Annotated in this window: 29 protein-coding genes; all 29 read left to right on the top strand. The window is 38.4% G+C overall.

Going from position 1 to position 16,921, the window contains the following annotated elements; translation table 11 throughout:
• The 29 genes from GVV10_RS04345 to infA all read left to right on the top strand — a co-directional run bounded on the left by GVV10_RS04345 (position 1) and on the right by infA (position 16,897).
• Positions 1-207: a PspC domain-containing protein gene (locus GVV10_RS04345; RefSeq protein ID WP_159519965.1), complete on the top strand. Its 207-nt coding sequence runs from the start codon at positions 1-3 to the stop codon at positions 205-207.
• Between the two features lie 193 nt (positions 208-400).
• Positions 401-817 carry a 30S ribosomal protein S12 gene (rpsL, locus tag GVV10_RS04340; protein WP_159519963.1) on the top strand — a complete coding sequence of 139 codons (417 nt, stop codon included), beginning with the start codon at positions 401-403 and terminating at the stop codon, positions 815-817.
• Positions 818-862: 45 nt separating this feature from the next.
• On the top strand, positions 863-1,333 hold the full coding sequence (rpsG, locus tag GVV10_RS04335) for a 30S ribosomal protein S7 (protein ID WP_159519961.1): 471 nt from the start codon (positions 863-865) through the stop codon (positions 1,331-1,333).
• 26 nt (positions 1,334-1,359) lie between these two features.
• Positions 1,360-3,426 (top strand): elongation factor G, encoded by a 2,067-nt coding sequence (fusA, locus tag GVV10_RS04330; RefSeq protein ID WP_159519959.1) that lies wholly within the window; start codon positions 1,360-1,362, stop codon positions 3,424-3,426.
• 84 nt (positions 3,427-3,510) lie between these two features.
• Positions 3,511-4,695: an elongation factor Tu gene (gene tuf / locus GVV10_RS04325; RefSeq protein ID WP_159519957.1), complete on the top strand. Its 1,185-nt coding sequence runs from the start codon at positions 3,511-3,513 to the stop codon at positions 4,693-4,695.
• A gap of 231 nt (positions 4,696-4,926) precedes the next feature.
• The gene (gene rpsJ / locus GVV10_RS04320; protein WP_159519955.1) at positions 4,927-5,238 is read left to right on the top strand and encodes a 30S ribosomal protein S10; all 312 of its coding nucleotides are present in this window, start codon (positions 4,927-4,929) and stop codon (positions 5,236-5,238) included.
• A 15-nt stretch (positions 5,239-5,253) separates the two neighbouring features.
• Positions 5,254-5,943, top strand: a complete 690-nt coding sequence (gene rplC, locus GVV10_RS04315) for a 50S ribosomal protein L3 (protein ID WP_159519953.1) — start codon at positions 5,254-5,256, stop codon at positions 5,941-5,943.
• Positions 5,936-6,565, top strand: a complete 630-nt coding sequence (rplD, locus tag GVV10_RS04310) for a 50S ribosomal protein L4 (RefSeq protein WP_159519951.1) — start codon at positions 5,936-5,938, stop codon at positions 6,563-6,565. The genes rplC and rplD overlap by 8 nt, the downstream gene beginning before the upstream one ends.
• A complete protein-coding gene (rplW, locus tag GVV10_RS04305; RefSeq protein WP_159519949.1) occupies positions 6,565-6,849 on the top strand; it encodes a 50S ribosomal protein L23 in 285 nt (94 codons plus the stop codon). Before rplD ends, rplW begins: the two co-directional genes overlap by 1 nt.
• A 71-nt stretch (positions 6,850-6,920) precedes the next feature.
• The gene (gene rplB / locus GVV10_RS04300) at positions 6,921-7,763 is read left to right on the top strand and encodes a 50S ribosomal protein L2 (RefSeq protein ID WP_159519947.1); all 843 of its coding nucleotides are present in this window, start codon (positions 6,921-6,923) and stop codon (positions 7,761-7,763) included.
• Between the two features lie 20 nt (positions 7,764-7,783).
• Entirely contained in the window at positions 7,784-8,062 is a 279-nt protein-coding gene (gene rpsS, locus GVV10_RS04295; protein WP_159519945.1) for a 30S ribosomal protein S19, read from the top strand.
• Positions 8,063-8,064: 2 nt separating this feature from the next.
• Positions 8,065-8,400: a 50S ribosomal protein L22 gene (rplV, locus tag GVV10_RS04290; protein ID WP_159519943.1), complete on the top strand. Its 336-nt coding sequence runs from the start codon at positions 8,065-8,067 to the stop codon at positions 8,398-8,400.
• Positions 8,401-8,414: 14 nt separating this feature from the next.
• Positions 8,415-9,203 carry a 30S ribosomal protein S3 gene (gene rpsC / locus GVV10_RS04285; RefSeq protein WP_159519941.1) on the top strand — a complete coding sequence of 263 codons (789 nt, stop codon included), beginning with the start codon at positions 8,415-8,417 and terminating at the stop codon, positions 9,201-9,203.
• 2 nt (positions 9,204-9,205) lie between these two features.
• On the top strand, positions 9,206-9,628 hold the full coding sequence (gene rplP / locus GVV10_RS04280) for a 50S ribosomal protein L16 (protein WP_159519939.1): 423 nt from the start codon (positions 9,206-9,208) through the stop codon (positions 9,626-9,628).
• The gene (gene rpmC, locus GVV10_RS04275) at positions 9,625-9,825 is read left to right on the top strand and encodes a 50S ribosomal protein L29 (RefSeq protein WP_159519937.1); all 201 of its coding nucleotides are present in this window, start codon (positions 9,625-9,627) and stop codon (positions 9,823-9,825) included. Before rplP ends, rpmC begins: the two co-directional genes overlap by 4 nt.
• Before the next feature lie 14 nt (positions 9,826-9,839).
• On the top strand, positions 9,840-10,100 hold the full coding sequence (gene rpsQ / locus GVV10_RS04270) for a 30S ribosomal protein S17 (protein WP_159519935.1): 261 nt from the start codon (positions 9,840-9,842) through the stop codon (positions 10,098-10,100).
• A 14-nt stretch (positions 10,101-10,114) separates the two neighbouring features.
• Positions 10,115-10,483, top strand: coding sequence for a 50S ribosomal protein L14 (rplN, locus tag GVV10_RS04265; RefSeq protein WP_159519933.1), 369 nt, complete (start codon positions 10,115-10,117; stop codon positions 10,481-10,483).
• A gap of 9 nt (positions 10,484-10,492) precedes the next feature.
• Positions 10,493-10,801: a 50S ribosomal protein L24 gene (gene rplX / locus GVV10_RS04260; RefSeq protein ID WP_159519931.1), complete on the top strand. Its 309-nt coding sequence runs from the start codon at positions 10,493-10,495 to the stop codon at positions 10,799-10,801.
• 16 nt (positions 10,802-10,817) lie between these two features.
• A complete protein-coding gene (gene rplE, locus GVV10_RS04255; protein WP_159519929.1) occupies positions 10,818-11,363 on the top strand; it encodes a 50S ribosomal protein L5 in 546 nt (181 codons plus the stop codon).
• A gap of 3 nt (positions 11,364-11,366) precedes the next feature.
• Complete coding sequence (gene rpsN / locus GVV10_RS04250) at positions 11,367-11,636, top strand: 30S ribosomal protein S14 (protein WP_159519927.1); 270 nt, start codon at positions 11,367-11,369, stop codon at positions 11,634-11,636.
• Positions 11,637-11,659: 23 nt separating this feature from the next.
• Positions 11,660-12,058: a 30S ribosomal protein S8 gene (gene rpsH / locus GVV10_RS04245; protein ID WP_159519925.1), complete on the top strand. Its 399-nt coding sequence runs from the start codon at positions 11,660-11,662 to the stop codon at positions 12,056-12,058.
• Between the two features lie 15 nt (positions 12,059-12,073).
• The gene (gene rplF, locus GVV10_RS04240) at positions 12,074-12,619 is read left to right on the top strand and encodes a 50S ribosomal protein L6 (RefSeq protein ID WP_159519923.1); all 546 of its coding nucleotides are present in this window, start codon (positions 12,074-12,076) and stop codon (positions 12,617-12,619) included.
• 21 nt (positions 12,620-12,640) lie between these two features.
• Positions 12,641-12,997: a 50S ribosomal protein L18 gene (gene rplR / locus GVV10_RS04235; protein ID WP_159519920.1), complete on the top strand. Its 357-nt coding sequence runs from the start codon at positions 12,641-12,643 to the stop codon at positions 12,995-12,997.
• Positions 12,998-13,008: 11 nt separating this feature from the next.
• Positions 13,009-13,515: a 30S ribosomal protein S5 gene (rpsE, locus tag GVV10_RS04230; protein WP_159519918.1), complete on the top strand. Its 507-nt coding sequence runs from the start codon at positions 13,009-13,011 to the stop codon at positions 13,513-13,515.
• An 11-nt stretch (positions 13,516-13,526) separates the two neighbouring features.
• Positions 13,527-13,967: a 50S ribosomal protein L15 gene (gene rplO, locus GVV10_RS04225; protein ID WP_159519916.1), complete on the top strand. Its 441-nt coding sequence runs from the start codon at positions 13,527-13,529 to the stop codon at positions 13,965-13,967.
• Positions 13,967-15,253: a preprotein translocase subunit SecY gene (secY, locus tag GVV10_RS04220; RefSeq protein WP_159519914.1), complete on the top strand. Its 1,287-nt coding sequence runs from the start codon at positions 13,967-13,969 to the stop codon at positions 15,251-15,253. Before rplO ends, secY begins: the two co-directional genes overlap by 1 nt.
• Positions 15,254-15,264: 11 nt before the next feature.
• A complete protein-coding gene (locus GVV10_RS04215; protein WP_159519912.1) occupies positions 15,265-15,912 on the top strand; it encodes an adenylate kinase in 648 nt (215 codons plus the stop codon).
• A complete protein-coding gene (gene map, locus GVV10_RS04210) occupies positions 15,912-16,679 on the top strand; it encodes a type I methionyl aminopeptidase (protein WP_159519910.1) in 768 nt (255 codons plus the stop codon). The genes GVV10_RS04215 and map overlap by 1 nt, the downstream gene beginning before the upstream one ends.
• On the top strand, positions 16,679-16,897 hold the full coding sequence (infA, locus tag GVV10_RS04205; protein ID WP_159519908.1) for a translation initiation factor IF-1: 219 nt from the start codon (positions 16,679-16,681) through the stop codon (positions 16,895-16,897). Before map ends, infA begins: the two co-directional genes overlap by 1 nt.
• The last annotated feature ends 24 nt before the right edge of the window (positions 16,898-16,921 follow it).

Raw genomic sequence — 16,921 nt, 5'->3', positions numbered from 1 at the left:
ATGGCTTATCATTCCAATAAAAGAATGTATCGAGATCGTCAAGGGGCGATGGTTGGTGGTGTCTGTGCAGGTTTATCAGAGTACTTCAAAATTGATGTTACTGTCTTGCGGATTCTATTTGCCGCACTGGTTCTAGCGTGGGGGAGTGGCTTGCTTGCTTATTTTGTACTTTGGATTGTATTGCCAGAGAAACATGATGTATATTAGTCTATTTAACAAGAAAGGTGTTGATTGCTTTCTTGTTAAAACTAATCACAGAAAATATATTGACAATTGAACGATATATGTTAAAATGAAAAGGCTTGTGGATTAAATGGGTTTCTCAGACGGGAAACCTAATTAATGTAAAAGTGATGGCACACTTGGAAGTGTGTACATATTGATGGGAAGGAGAAATATAATGCCAACAATTAACCAATTGATTCAAAAAGGTCGTACTCGTCGAGTATATAAGTCGAAGTCACCAGCATTGGGTCGTAGTTTAAATACGATTAAACGTCAAACAACTCGTGTAAACAGTCCACAAAAACGTGGAGTATGTACTCGTGTTGGAACAATGACACCTAAGAAACCTAACTCAGCATTACGTAAATATGCACGTGTTCGTTTGAGTAATGGTATGGAAGTTACGGCCTACATTCCAGGAATTGGACACAACTTGCAAGAGCACAGTGTTGTCTTGATTCGTGGGGGACGTGTAAAAGACTTACCTGGGGTTCGTTACCACATCGTTCGTGGAGCTATGGATGCTGCAGGAGTTACAGACCGTCGTCAAAGCCGTTCATTATACGGAACTAAAAAACCAAAAGCTGAATAAAAGCTTAATAACTATTTAAAATAAATATTGGAAGGAGTGACTTAAATGCCAAGAAAAGGACATGTGCCTAAGCGAGACGTAGTAGCGGATCCAATTTATAATTCGAAACTTGTTACACGTTTAATCAATAGAATCATGATTGATGGTAAAAAAGGTTTAGCACAATCAATTCTATATAATGCTTTCGCAATTATTGAAGAAAAAACAGGTCGTCAACCGATGGAAGTTTTCGAAGAGGCTTTAGAAAATGTATTGCCACTTTTAGAAATCAAAGCTCGTCGTGTTGGTGGATCAAATATTCAGGTACCGGTAGAAGTTAGCGAGGAACGTCGTTTAGCTTTAGGATTACGTTGGATTGTCCAGTATTCTCGTTTACGTAATGAGAAGACAATGGAAGAGAGATTAGCAAATGAGATTATTGATGCTGCTAATGGAACAGGTAACGCTGTTAAAAAACGTGAAGATGTGCATAAGATGGCTGAAGCCAACCGAGCATTTGCACACTATCGTTGGTAAGATCAATCGGAGAGGAGAGTTAAGTTATGTCACGTGAGTTTTCATTAGATAAGATGCGTAATATTGGTATTATGGCGCATATTGATGCTGGTAAAACAACTACTACTGAACGTATTCTTTATTATACAGGACGTACGCACAAGATCGGGGAAACACATGATGGTGCTGCTACGATGGACTGGATGGAGCAAGAACAAGAGCGCGGAATTACAATTACGTCTGCTGCTACAACTGCTGCATGGAAGGGTCACCGTATCAATATTATCGATACTCCTGGTCACGTTGATTTTACTGTTGAAGTTGAGCGTTCATTGAGAGTGCTTGACGGTGCAGTTACTGTACTTGATGCTAAATCAGGTGTTGAACCTCAAACTGAAACAGTTTGGCGTCAAGCTACAAAATATAATGTACCAAGAATTGTTTTTATTAATAAAATGGATGCGATTGGAGCAGACTTCTTTATGGCTGCAAATACAATCGTTGATCGTTTAGGTGCTAAATCTGCACCAATTCAATTGCCAATTGGTGTTGAAGATGATTTCAATGGACTAATTGACATTGTTGAACAAAAGGCTCATATCTTTGCTGATTTGAGTCAAAAATCAGACGACATTATTGATGTCCCTGAAGAGTATGCTGCACAAGTTGCTGAATACCGTGAATTGCTATTTGATACAATTGCTGACTTTGACGAAGATTTCATGATGAAAATCTTGGAAGGCGAAGAGCCAACAGTTGATGAAATCAAAAATGCAATCCGTAAAGGTGTTGTTAGTGGAGAATTCTTCCCAGTACTTTGTGGTGCTGCTTATAAAAATAAAGGTGTTATCGCGATGCTTGATGCAACAATCGATTACTTACCTTCACCATTAGATATTGATGCTGTTGCAGGTACATTACCAAATGGTGAGGAAGCGACTCGTGAAGCAAGTGATGATGCTCCGTTCTCAGCTTTAGCGTTTAAAGTTATGACTGACCCATATGTTGGGCGTTTAACTTATTTCCGTGTGTATTCAGGTTTTGCTGAATCAGGTGGAAGCACATATAACTCGGTTAAATCAAAACGTGAAAGATTTGGACGTATTATGCAAATGCACGCGAACTCTCGTGAAGAGATTGATCGTGTCTATGCAGGTGAAATTGCTGCTGCTGTAGGATTAAAGGTAACTGCTACTGGTGATACACTGTGTGATGAGAAACAACCAATTGTATTGGAATCAATGATTTTCCCAGAACCAGTTATTAACGTTGCTGTTGAACCTAAGTCAAAAGCTGACCAAGATAAAATGGGTCTAGCGTTGGCTAAACTTGCAGAAGAAGATCCAACATTTAAAACATACACTGATGATGAAACAGGTCAAACTATTATCGCTGGAATGGGTGAGTTACACTTAGACATTCTTGTTGATAGAATGAAACGTGAATTCCGTGTTGAAGCTAATGTTGGTGCGCCACAAGTTGCTTACCGTGAAACAATTCGTGGTACTGCAGATTGTGAAGGGAAGTTCGTTCGTCAATCAGGTGGACGTGGACAATACGGTCACGTTTGGATTAAGTTTGAACCAAACCCAGGAAAAGGTTTCGAGTTTGTTGATAAAGTTGTTGGTGGATCAGTTCCTCGTGAATTTATCAAACCAACGGCAGAAGGACTTGAAGCTGCTGTAGAAAATGGTTTAATTGCTGGATATCCTGCAATTGATATTAAAGCAACTCTATTTGATGGTTCATCACACGACGTTGACTCGAGTGAGATGGCATATAAGATTGCAGCAAGCATGGCTTTTAAAGAAGCAGCTAAAAAATGTAATCCTGTATTGTTAGAGCCAATCATGGAAGTTGAAGTTACTGCTCCAAGTGAATACTTAGGTGCTGTAATGGGTGACTTATCTTCAAGACGTGGACAAATCCGCGATCAAGAAGAACGTCAAAACGCAGTTATTGTTAAAGCGTTCGTGCCTCTTTCAGAAATGTCAGGCTATACAACTGACTTACGTTCATTTACACAAGGACGTGGAAACTCATCAATGCAATTTGCACATTACGATGAAGTTCCAAAGAGCATCGCTGAATCAGTAGCTAAAAAGAAAAACTAGTTCAGTCTTAAATGATAGATATTGATTTTATCTAAGGTTTATCATAAGATATAATAGTAAAAGAAAATTAGGAGGAAATTACAAATGTCAAAACAAAAATTTGATCGTTCCAAAACGCACGTAAACGTTGGAACATTAGGTCACGTTGACCACGGTAAAACAACATTAACAGCTGCAATTACAAACGTATTAGCAAAAGCTGGTGGTGGAGCTGCTCAAGCTTACGACCAAATCGATAAAGCGCCAGAAGAAAAAGAGCGTGGAATCACAATTTCAACATCACATGTTGAGTATGAAACAGAATCACGTCACTATGCACACGTTGACTGCCCAGGTCACGCGGACTATGTTAAAAACATGATCACAGGTGCTGCACAAATGGACGGTGCTATCTTAGTTGTTTCAGCTACAGATGGTCCAATGCCACAAACACGTGAGCATATCTTGCTTGCAAAACAATTAGGAGTTCCACACTTTGTTGTATTCTTAAACAAATGTGACATGGTTGATGACGAAGAGTTAATTGACCTTGTTGAAATGGAAGTTCGTGAAGCATTATCAGAAAACGGATATGACGGGGACGATGTTCCAGTTATTCGCGGATCAGCTTTAAAAGCTCTTGAAGGCGAAGAAGCATGGGAAGCAAAAGTTCTTGAATTAATGGCTGCAATTGACGAATATGTTCCAGAACCAGTTCGTGATACAGACAAACCATTCTTAATGTCAATCGAAGACGTTTTCACAATCTCAGGTCGTGGTACAGTTGCTACTGGACGTGTTGAGCGTGGAGAGTTAAAAATTAACGAAGAAGTTGAAATCGTTGGTATTCGTCCAACAATCAAATCAGTTATTACAGGTATTGAAATGTTCCACAAAATGTTAGATTCAGCATTAGCTGGTGATAACGTAGGTGCATTATTACGTGGTATTAACCGTGAGCAAATTGAGCGTGGACAAGTTATTGCTAAACCAGGTTCAGTAAACCCACACCAATCATTCAAAGCTCAAGTATATATCTTGAGTAAAGAAGAAGGTGGACGTCATACACCATTTGTTGACAAATACCGCCCACAATTCTACTTCCGTACAACTGACGTAACAGGAACAATCAACTTGCCAGAAGGTGTTGATATGGTTATGCCAGGGGATAACGTAGAAATGACTGTTGAGTTAATCAACCCAATTGCTGTTGAGCAAGGTACAACATTCTCAATTCGTGAGGGTGGACGTACAGTTGGTGCTGGTAACGTTACAGAAATCATTAAATAATTTCAGTAAAATCAACACAAAAAGAGCGCTAATCTAGCGTTCTTTTCTTTTTGTAAATTTCTTTAGAAAAAACCTTGAATTACTATATAAATAGTGTATAATACTTAAGCGACTGCATAGAAGTGCAAGGTTGCCGGCACACTGAATAGCGTTGTCATGGTCAGTGAGAAGTTCGGGGAATTTGCATGGAGCAGGTCTATTGGAAATAGACAGATAGAAGGAGGATTTTCCATGGCAAAGAATTTTATCAGGATTCGTTTAAAAGCTTACGAATCACGCACAATTGATACAGCAGCTCAAAAAATTGTTGAAGCGGCAATGGATCACGGTGCAAAAAAGGTTGTAGGACCAGTACCATTACCAACTAAAAGAGAGGTAGTTACTGTTCTTAGATCACCACACGTTAATAAGGATTCTCGAGAACAATTTGAATCAAGAACACATAACCGTTTGATTGAAATTGTTGGACCAACTGCAGAAACAATCGATGCATTAACACGATTGGATCTACCAAGTGGTGTTGATATCGAGATTAAACTTTAGTAGGGAGGAGAAATCATGAAAGGATTATTAGGACGTAAATTAGGAATGACACAAGTCTTCTCATCAGAAGGAAGATTAATCCCTGTTACAGTTGTTGAAATCGAACCAAACGTTGTTTTACAAAAGAAAACAATTGAAAGTGATGATTACAATGCTGTGCAATTGGGAGCTTTCGATAAGAAAGAACAACGTGCGAACAAATCTGAGATTGCTCACGCTGCTAAAGCTAACACAGCACCAAAGAAATTTGTTCGTGAAATCGTAGGATCAGCAATGTTAGAGTTCGAAGTTGGAACTGTATTAAAAGCTGACTTATTCGAATCAGGAGATTTTGTTGATGTAACAGGAATCTCACGTGGTAAAGGTTACCAAGGAGCGATTGTACGTAACAATCAATCATTAGGACCTAAATCACACGGTTCAAGATTCCACCGTGGAATCGGTTCATTGGCTACAGGTGGTATGCAATCAATGAACATTAAAAAAGGTGCGGTTATGCCTGGACAAACAGGTGGTTATGTACGCACAAACCAAAAACTTGAAGTTATCAAAGTTGATACTGAACAAAATTATTTATTAATTAAAGGTAATGTTCCTGGACCACGTCGTGGCTTTGTAGTTATCAAAGAAACAGTTAAACGTGTTAAGTCGAAAGACGCAGTAGAACTTGCTGATTATTCTAAGGAGGATTCTGACAATGCCTAAGATCGATATATTAAGTCAAGACGGCAAGAGTCTTCGACCATTAGATTTAAATGATGCTGTTTTCGGTATTGAGCCAAATAAACAAGCAATCTTTGATGCAGTTGTTATGCAACAAGCATCAATGCGCCAAGGAACACACGCTACAAAGAACCGCTCAGCAGTTCGTGGTGGTGGACGTAAACCATGGCGTCAAAAAGGAACTGGACGTGCTCGTCAAGGTTCTATCCGTTCTCCACAATGGAGAGGTGGGGGCGTTGTTTTTGGACCAACACCAAGAAATTATTCATACAATCTAAATCGTAAGGTACGTCGATTGGCTCTAATTTCATCATTATCACAAAAAGTGGTTGATGAAAGTCTATTAGTTGTTGACAACTTAAACTTCGACAGTGTTAAAACAAAAGATTTCGTTAAAGTACTTGATGCTTTAAATTTAGAAAGAAAAACATTGTTTGTTGTTTCAAATGAAGAAGAAGTAGATAATGCTTACTTATCAATGAGAAACATACCTAGTGTTTTACTTATCACTGTTGAATTCTTAAACGTATACGACATTATTAATGCTAATAAAGTTGTATTCACAGAAAAAGCAGCTGTTGAGGCTGGGGAGGTATTTGCATAATGAAGCGAAACCCTAGAGATATAATTCTACGCCCTATCATCACAGAAAAATCAGTGCAATTACACGCTGATGACAACAAAATTACATTCGAAGTTGCTAAAGGTTCAAATAAAATTGAAATCCGTCAAGCAATCGAAGAAATCTTTGATGTTAAGGTAGAGAAAGTTAATATTGTTAATGTTAAACCACGTAGAAAACGTGTTGGACAATATGAAGGAATGACAAAGAGTGTTCGTAAAGCTATCGTTAAGTTAGCTGAAGGGCACACAATTGAATTGTTCTAATTATTAATTAGAAAACTTATCGGAAGAATTACGCTATTTCCGGAAAACTTGCGTAAGGAGGACATTGTAATATGGCAATCAAAACATATAAGCCAACGACTAATGGACGTCGTAACATGTCAACTCTTGCTAATGAAGAGTTAACAAAAAATGTTAAGCCAGAACGTTCATTGATGGCTCCGCTTGATAAAACAGGTGGAAGAAACAATTTAGGCCGTATGACAACTCGCCACATTGGTGGAGGTCATAAACGCCAATATCGTATTATCGATTTCAAACGTAACAAAGATGCAATTCCTGCAACAGTTGCAACAATCGAATACGATCCAAACCGTTCAGCAAACATTGCACTTTTACACTATGCAGATGGTGAAAAACGTTATATCTTAGCTCCAAAAGGAATTAAGGTTGGCGATGTTATTGAAAGTGGTTCACAAGCTGATATCAAAGTTGGTAACGCTAAAGTATTATCAGAAATTCCTGAAGGTACTGTTGTTCACAACATTGAATTAAAACCAGGACGTGGAGCTCAATTAGTTCGTTCAGCTGGAGCATCTGCTCAAGTTTTAGGACATGAAGAACGCTACACAACTGTTTCATTGGCATCAGGTGAAGTTCGTAAAATCTTATCAACATGCCGTGCAACAATCGGTGAAGTTGGTAATGCATCACATTCATTAGTAACAATTGGTAAAGCAGGTCGTAAGCGTCACATGGGCGTTCGTCCTACAGTTCGTGGTTCTGCTATGAACCCAGTTGATCACCCTCATGGTGGTGGGGAAGGACGTACACCAATTGGTCGCGTTGCTCCTATGACACCTTGGGGTAAAAAAGCTATGGGTGTTAAAACTCGTAAAGTTAAAAAATCTTCTACAAAAATGATTGTACGTCGTCGTACAGATAAGAAGAAATAAACGAAAGGAAGGAAAGAAAAATGAGTCGTAGTTTAAAAAAAGGACCTTTTTGTGATTATCACTTAATGGACAAAGTTGAAAAACTTAATTCTGAGAATAAAAAAGAAGTAATCAAAACATGGTCACGTCGTTCAACCATTTTCCCTCAGTTCGTTGAACACACATTTGCTGTACATAACGGTAAAGAGCATGTTCCAGTTTATGTAACTGAAGATATGGTAGGACATAAGTTAGGCGAATTTGTTCCTACACGCCGCTTCCCAGGACATACAAGTGGCGATAAGAAGGCAGGTCGTTAATAATGGATGTTAAAGCAGTAGCAAAAACAGTTAGAGTAACACCTAGAAAAACGCGTTTAGTTCTTGATGAAATTCGTGGTTTGGATGTAGATCATGCAGCAGCAGTTCTACGTTATACACCAAATAAAGCAGCAAAAGCTATCGCGAAAGTGTTAAACTCAGCAGTTGCAAACGCAACTAATAATCATCAGTTAGATGAGGATAAATTATATATATCAGCATGTTTCGCAGATGAAGGAGTTACCATGAAGCGTTTCCGTCCCCGTGCAAAGGGATCGGCATCGCCAATCATGAAGCGTACAAGCCACATTACTGTTGTGGTTTCGGAACGCGTATAAAGGGAGGATAGAAAATGGGTCAAAAAGTACATCCAGTCGGTTTACGCGTTGGGGTGATTCGAGATTGGGAATCACGCTGGTATGCGGAAAAAGACTTCGGAGAATTATTACATGAAGATGGATTAATCCGTGAATATGTATTCAAAAACTTAAAAGATGGATATGTATCACGTGTTGAAATTGAACGTTCAAAAAATCGTGTTGACATTATTATCCGTACAGCACGCCCAGGTGTTATTATCGGGGTTAACGGTTCAAACATTGAAAAAACTAAAAATGAGTTAACAAAAATTACTAAAGGTAAAAATGTTCAAATCAAGGTTGTTGAAGTAGCAAACCCAGATTTAGATGCTCATTTAGTTGCTAGAAATATTGCAGAACAATTAGAGCAACGTGCATCATTTAGAACTGCACAAAAACGTACAATCCAACGTACAATGCGTGCAGGAGCTAAAGGGATTAAGACTGCAGTATCCGGTCGTTTAGGTGGAGCAGATATGGCTCGTACCGAAGGTTATGCTGAAGGAGTCGTTCCTTTACATACACTTAGATCAGATATTGACTATGCACACTATCCAGCTCATACACAATTTGGAATTATTGGTGTAAAAGTTTGGGTTTGTCGTGGAGAAGTCTTACCAGGTCAAATGGTTCAAGAACCAGAAGCACCAAAAGGTGGACGTTTCGATCGTCGCCGTCGCGGAGGCAATCGTCGTCCTCGTCGTGATAATCGTGCTCAACAAAATAGCAGACCAGCAGCACCAGCTGCACCAGCTGCTAAAGCTGAGCAAGGAGGAAATTAATCATGTTAATGCCTAAACGTACAAAATATAGAAAGCCACATCGTCTTTCATATGAAGGACGCTCAAATCAAGGACGTGAAGTTGTCTTTGGTGAATATGGCTTAGTTGCTGAGACAGGAAACTATATCAGTAACCGTCAAATTGAAGCAGCACGTATTGCTATGACTCGTTCAATGAAACGTGGTGGAAAAGTTTGGATTAAAGTTTTCCCTCATTTAGCAATCACAAAGAAACCCTTAGAAGTTCGAATGGGTTCAGGTAAAGGATCACCTGAAGGCTGGGTAGCAGTCGTTAAACCAGGTCGTGTTTTATTTGAAGTAGCCGGTGTAGATGAAGAAACAGCTCGTGAAGCTCTTCGTTTAGCATCACACAAATTATCAGTCAAAACCCGTTTTGTTCGTAAGGGAGAGGAGGACCAAGTATGACATTAAATGAAATTCGTGCAACTGAAAATGCAGATTTGCTTGTCGAAATTGATGATTTAAAAGAAGAACTTTTTGATTTAAGGTTCCAACAAGCAATTGGTCAACTTGAAAATCCTGCTCGTCTAAAAGAAATCCGTAAAACTATTGCACGCATTAAAACAGTTATCACTGAGCGCGAGCTTAGTGAGACTAAGTAGGAGGTCACACAGAGATGGAAAGAAATAATCGTAAAATCTACCGTGGTACTGTTGTATCGGATGCAATGGACAAAACGGTAGTCGTAGAAGTAACTACATCTAAACGTCATCCATTATATGGAAAACGTGTTAAATATACTAAAAAATTCAAGGCTCATGATGAACAAAATGAATTTATTGTTGGAGATATCGTAGAAATTGTGGAAACAAGACCACTTTCAAAAGATAAATTCTTCAGAGTAAATCGCTTAGTTCAAAAAGCCGTTGTATTGTAGGAGGTTGTCATTAGATGATACAAAACGAATCAAGATGTAAAGTCGCTGACAACACTGGCGCTAAGGAAATCTTAGTCATCCGCTTGTTGGGTGGTAGCCACCGTCAGTCATCAAATATTGGTGACATTGTTGTCGGTACAGTAAAAGAAGCGCTTCCTGGTGGAGCAGTTAAAAAAGGTGATGTTGTTAAAGCAGTTGTTGTTAGAACAAAATATGGTGTGCGCCGTGATAATGGTTCATACATCAAATTTGATGATAACGCAGTTGTTATTCTAAAAGACGACATGACACCTCGTGGTACACGTATTTTTGGGCCGGTCGCTCGTGAACTTCGTGAGAAAAACTTCATGAAGATCGTATCGTTGGCTCCGGAAGTGTTATAGGAGGCTTATATGAAAATAAAACGTGGAGATAAAGTTCAAGTTATTACAGGCTCATATAAGGGCACAATTGGCGATGTTATCGAAGTAGCACCTAAACACGACAAAGTCAAAGTTGAAGGCGTTAACTTGGTTAAGAAGCATCTTAAACCAACCCAAATGAATCCTGAAGGTGGAATTGTTGAGCAAGAAGCATGGATTCACGTATCAAACGTGATGGCTTATGATTCAAAAGCAAAACAACCAAGCCGTGTAGCTTATGAAATTAAAGATGGAAAGAAAATCCGTGTCTATAAAAAATCTGGCGCGGAAATCAAATAAGGAGGTATAGTCAAAGATGAATCTAAAAGAACAATACAATACACAAGTTGTTGCAAGTCTAGTTGAACAATTTAACTATACTTCAGTAATGCAAGCTCCAAAGATTGAAAAAATCGTTGTAAACATGGGTGTTGGTGAAGCTATCAACAACTCACGTTTCTTGGATGAAGCAGTCGAAGAGCTTACACAAATTACAGGACAACAACCTGTTATTACAAAAGCAAAAAAATCAATTGCGAACTTTAAACTTCGTGATGGAATGCCAATTGGTTGTAAAGTAACTCTAAGAGGTGAAAAAATGTATGACTTCTTAGAAAAATTAATTAAATTAGCACTACCTCGTGTACGTGACTTCCGTGGAATTAGCAGCAGTGCTTTCGATGGTCGTGGAAACTATACATTTGGTGTTAAAGAACAATTGATTTTCCCTGAAATTGATTTTGATAAAGTAAATAAAGTACGTGGTATGGATATTACCATTGTTACATCCGCAAAAACAGACCAAGAAGGACATGCTCTATTAAAAGAATTAGGCATGCCATTCGAAAAGGAGAATGCATAATTTATGGCAAAGAAATCAAAAATTGCACGTAATCAACAACGTCAAGAAGTAGTCGATCGCTATGCTGAAAAACGTGCTGAATTAAAAGCGAATGGAGATTACTTGGGCTTACAAAAATTACCACGTGATGCATCACCAACAAGATTGCGTAACCGTGATTCAGTTGATGGACGCCCTCGTGGATATATCCGTAAATACAATATGTCAAGAATTCGCTTCCGTGAATTAGCTCATAAAGGGCAAATTCCAGGCGTTAAAAAGTCAAGCTGGTAGGCAAAGGAGGAACTTTTCAGATTATGTATGTAACAGATCCAATCGCAGATTTCCTTACTCGTGTACGTAATGCTTTAGTAGAAATGCACGATGTAGTTGAAATTCCTGCAAGTAAAGAAAAAATCGAAATTGCCAGAATTTTGAAAGAAGAAGGGTTTATCCGTGACTATCTTGTTAATGGTGAAGGAACAAAACGTTCAATCACAATCGTTCTTAAATATGGACCTAACAATGAAAAAGTTATTAACGGCTTAAAACGAATTTCAAAACCTGGATTAAGAGTATACTCAAAAGTTAATGAGATTCCTCGCGTTCTTAATGGATTAGGAATTGCAATTATCTCAACTTCAGAAGGTATATTAACAGATAAGCAAGCTCGCCAAAAACATGTTGGTGGCGAAGTGTTAGCTTACGTTTGGTAAGAGAGGAGATACAATATGTCACGTATCGGAAATAAAACGATTACCATTCCGGCTGGCGTTGAAGTAGAAGTAAAAGCTGGTAATGAGGTGACAGTCAAAGGTCCTAAAGGAACTTTAACACGTCAGTTCAATGAACTACTTGAAATCGAAATCAACGAAGGTGAACTTACCGTAAAACGCCCGAATGATACAAAAAAAGTAAAACAAATCCATGGAACAACTCGTTCATTAGTATTTAATATGATTGAAGGAGTAACAAATGGTTTTTCAAAGGAACTTGAGTTAGTTGGTATCGGGTATCGTGCATCTAAGTCAGGCAACAAATTAGTCTTAAATGTTGGATACTCACATCCAATTGAATTTGAAATTGAAGAAGGTGTTGAAATCGAAGTACCTAAAGCAACTGAAATTAAAGTGTCAGGTATCGATAAACAACGTGTTGGAGAATGGGCTGCAAATATTAGAGCAACTCGTAAACCAGAACCTTACCTTGGTAAAGGTGTTAAATACAAAAATGAACATATCCGTCGTAAAGAGGGTAAAACAGCAGCTAAGAAATAGTGGGAAAGGAGAAATTAAATTATGGCAAAAGAATTATCAAGAAATCAAAAAAGAACTCGTCGTCATGCTCGAGTACGTCGTAAAGTTAGTGGAACGCAACAACGCCCACGTCTTAGTGTATATCGATCAAGCGAACACATTTATGTGCAAATCATCGATGATGCAGCACAAAATACATTAGTGTCTGCAAGTTCGTTGCAACTGAAACTTGAAAATGGCGGTAACATCGCAGCAGCTCAAGAAGTCGGTAAAAAAATTGCTGAATTAGCACAAGAAAAAGGTATTAAATCTGTAGTGTTTGACCGTGGAGGTAACATTTATCATGGTCGTGTTAAAGCACTAGCAGAAGCAGCTCGTGAAGCTGGACTAGAGTTTTAAGGAGGACAATGATGAATCAAAGACCGAGAAGAAATCAACGCGATCAAGAATTCGAAGAACGTGTTGTTGTCATCAATCGTGTTACTAAGGTTGTTAAGGGTGGACGTCGTTTCCGTTTCTCAGCTTTAGTCGTAGTTGGTGATAAAAAGGGTCGTGTTGGATTTGGACAAGGTAAAGCAAACGAAGTTCCAGATGCAATTCGAAAAGGTATTGAAGAAGCAAAGAAAAACTTAATTAATGTAAAACTTGTAAATGGTAGTTTACCACATGCACAAACAGGAATCTTTGGAGCTGGGGAAGTATTCGTACGTCCTGCATCAGAGGGTACTGGAGTTATTGCTGGTGGTGCCATCCGTGATATCATGGAATTAGCAGGAGTTACAGATGTCTTAACTAAGTGTATTGGTTCAAGAACACCAATCAACATGGTTCGTGCTACATTTGAAGCATTAGAAAACATGAACACAATTGAAGACGTTGCACAATTAAGAGGTAAGAAAATCGAGGAAATTCGCTAAAGGAGGCCTTTATGAAATTACATGAATTAAAATATACAGAAGGCTCCCGTCAATCACGTAAGCGTGTAGGTCGTGGACACGGTGCTGGTTCAGGTAAAACTGCTGGTCGTGGACACAAAGGACAAAATGCACGTAGCGGTGGCGGCGTAGCTTTAGGTTTTGAAGGTGGACAAACACCACTTTATAACAGAATCCCGAAACGCGGATTTAAAAACATTAACCGCGTTACATTTGCAGTTGTAAACATTGACAAGCTTAATGTATTTGAGGATGGTTCAGAAATAACAGTTGAAGATCTCCAAGCTAAAGGTTTTGTTAAGGATACTCTTGACGGTGTAAAAATCTTGGGTGAAGGAAAACTTGAAAAGAAATTAACTGTTAAAGCAAATGCATTCTCAAAAACTGCACTTGAACAAATTGAAAAAATGGGTGGAAAAGCTGAGGTGATCTAATGAGATTTTTTACTGATTTATTCAAAAATAAAGAAATCAGAGTAAGAATCTTTTTCACATTAGCCATGCTTCTTGTCTATCGTCTTGGAACTGTAATTCCAGTTCCTAATGTCGATAGCACAAGACTTGCCGCCATGGTTGCGGGAACGGATGATAATACACTACTTGGCATGATGAATGTTCTTGGTGGTGGGTTTATTCAATCCTTTTCCATTTTTTCATTGGGAGTAGGTCCATATATCACAGCGTCGATAATTATTCAGTTATTGTCGATGGATGTTATTCCTTATCTGACTGAATTAAGTAAGTCAGGTCAAAAGGGCCGTATGCAAATTGATAAGATTACTCGTTACTTAGGAGTTGTTTTAGCATACATTCAAGCAATTGGGCTGATATTGATGTTCAATAAACAATATGAAATCTTATTAGACTCAAGCATTGCTAGTTTCTTTTATATGGGAACAATCATGGCTGCTGGGACTATGTTCTTGTTATGGTTAGGTGATCAAATTACTCAAAAAGGGGTTGGAAATGGCTTGTCCATGATAATCTTTGCAGGGATTGTATCATCATTACCAGCAACATTTACTGGAACCTATACCAGTCTTACAGAAACAAACTTTACACAAGGCTTGCTATTGTTTGGATTATTTGTTCTATCATATTTATTAATTATTATTCTTGTAATTTTTATGAACCAAGCTGTTCGTAAAATTACAATTCAATACACATCAAGTTCAGGTGGCGCAGTTCGTGGACGTAACATGAGTCATTTGCCGTTAATGATTAACTCAGCAAGTGTTGTTCCTGTTATCTTCGCAAGTGCTATTATGAACGCTCCATTAATTGTGATGTCTTGGATTAATCAACAAAGTGCATTCTACAAGTTTATGAGCACCTATATGGTTCTCACTCATCCTGCGGGATTAGTGACTTATGCAGTCCTGATTATTCTCTTTACATTCTTCTACACTCATCTTCAAGTTGATACTGAAAAGATCGCTGAAGATTTTGGAAAGAATGGTTCATATATTCCAGGTGTTCGTCCTGGGAAAGACACACAACGTTACTTAAGTACTATTCTGAATAGAATTACTGTACTTGGAGCAGCATTTTTAACATTTATTGCGCTTTTACCGCATGTGTTACCGATGTTTACATCAATACCATCCACAACCGCTATTGGTGGTACAGGGATTATTATTGTTGTAGGGGTTGCTTTAGAAACTGTGAAGGAACTCAAAGGTCGCATGACGCAAAGGTCATATAAAGGTTTCTTTAATTGATAGGAGGACATATGAATTTATTAATTATGGGTCCTGCTGGAAGTGGTAAAGGAACAATGTCAGAGAAGATTGTGGAATTGTTAGAAATTCCACATATCTCCACTGGCGATATGTTCCGTGATGCTATGGCCAATCAAACAAAAGTTGGGCTGGAAGCAAAATCTTACATGGACCAAGGTTTACTTGTTCCAGACGAGGTAACAGATCGTATTGTTAAAGAAAGATTAAGCCAAGATGATTGTGCTAAGGGATATCTACTCGATGGTTATCCTAGAAATCCACATCAAGCCAAAGCTTTAGCAGAGATGACTAAAGAATTGAATCGTGAAGTTGAGCTCGTTATTAATTTGGAAGTTTCTTATGAAGAACTTGTTAAACGAATTACTGGACGTCGCTTATGCAAAGAGTGTGGAGCAATTTATCATATTCATTTCAAACCTTCAAAGGTTGAGGATGTATGTGATATCTGTGGTGGTGAACTTTACCAAAGATCTGATGATAATGAAGAAAAATTAAAAGTTCGACATGAAGAGTATCTTACAAAGACTGCCCCTTCAATCGATTATTATCGTGAGAAAGGTTTAGTTAAAGATATTGATGGAAGTCGTTCCCCTGAATTAGTCATGAATGAAATCAAAAGCATATTGGAGGCGTTCTGATGATTACAACCAAGTCTGATAGAGAATTAGACTTAATGAGAAAAGCAGGTGTGATTGCGTTTATGGCCCAAGAAAAGGTCAAAGAAGCAATTAAACCAGGAGTTTCAACAAAACACTTGGATAAAATCGCACATGATTATATAATTAGTCAAGGGGCTACCCCGGCTTTTCTAGGTTATGAGGGTTTTTCAGGATCAATATGCGCTTCAGTCAATGAAGTTTTGGTACATGGAATCCCTAGTTCTGAAGTCATTCTTAAAAAGGGTGACATCATATCTATTGATGTAGGTGCGATTTACAAAGGGTATTACAGTGATCATGCTTGGACCTATCCGGTTGGCAAAATTAGTGATGAAGCTCAACATCTTTTAGATGTTACAGAGGAAGCACTGTTTGCTGGAATTGAACAAGCGGTTGCTAAAAATCGCGTTGGTGATATTGGTCATGCTGTTATGAGTGTTGTTGAGCCGTTTAATTATGGCTTGCCCATTGAATATACAGGTCATGGTGTCGGTCGTACGATGCATGAAGCGCCCTATGTTCCCAATGTAGGTGTTCCTGGTAAAGGAGCACGCTTGAGAAAAAATATGGTTATCGCAATTGAGCCAATGGTTCAGTTAGGTACTCGTAGAACTAAAACTTTAAGTGATGGTTGGACTGTTGTCTCTGAAGATGGCAAACTAACAGCTCACTTTGAACACACAGTACTTATATTAGAAAATAGTTATGAAATACTTACAAGAACTAAGGAGGCATGTAAACATTAATGAGTAAAGAAAATGTCATTGAAGTCGAAGGAAAAGTTATAGACACCTTACCAGGTGCAAAATTTAAGGTTGAGCTTACCAATGGTCATGAGATATTAGCTCACGTATCTGGTAAAATCCGTATGCATTACATTCGCATTTTACCAGGAGATAGAGTGACTGTTGAAATATCGCCTTATGATTTATCACGTGGGCGTATTACATTTAGACATAAATAATTGATTTTTTAGGAGGATTAAAAC

The sequence above is a fragment of the Erysipelothrix urinaevulpis genome (assembly GCF_009828835.1).
Classification (GTDB): domain Bacteria; phylum Bacillota_I; class Bacilli_A; order Erysipelotrichales; family Erysipelotrichaceae; genus Erysipelothrix; species Erysipelothrix urinaevulpis.
This window is presented reverse-complemented; position numbering and strand designations above follow the sequence as displayed.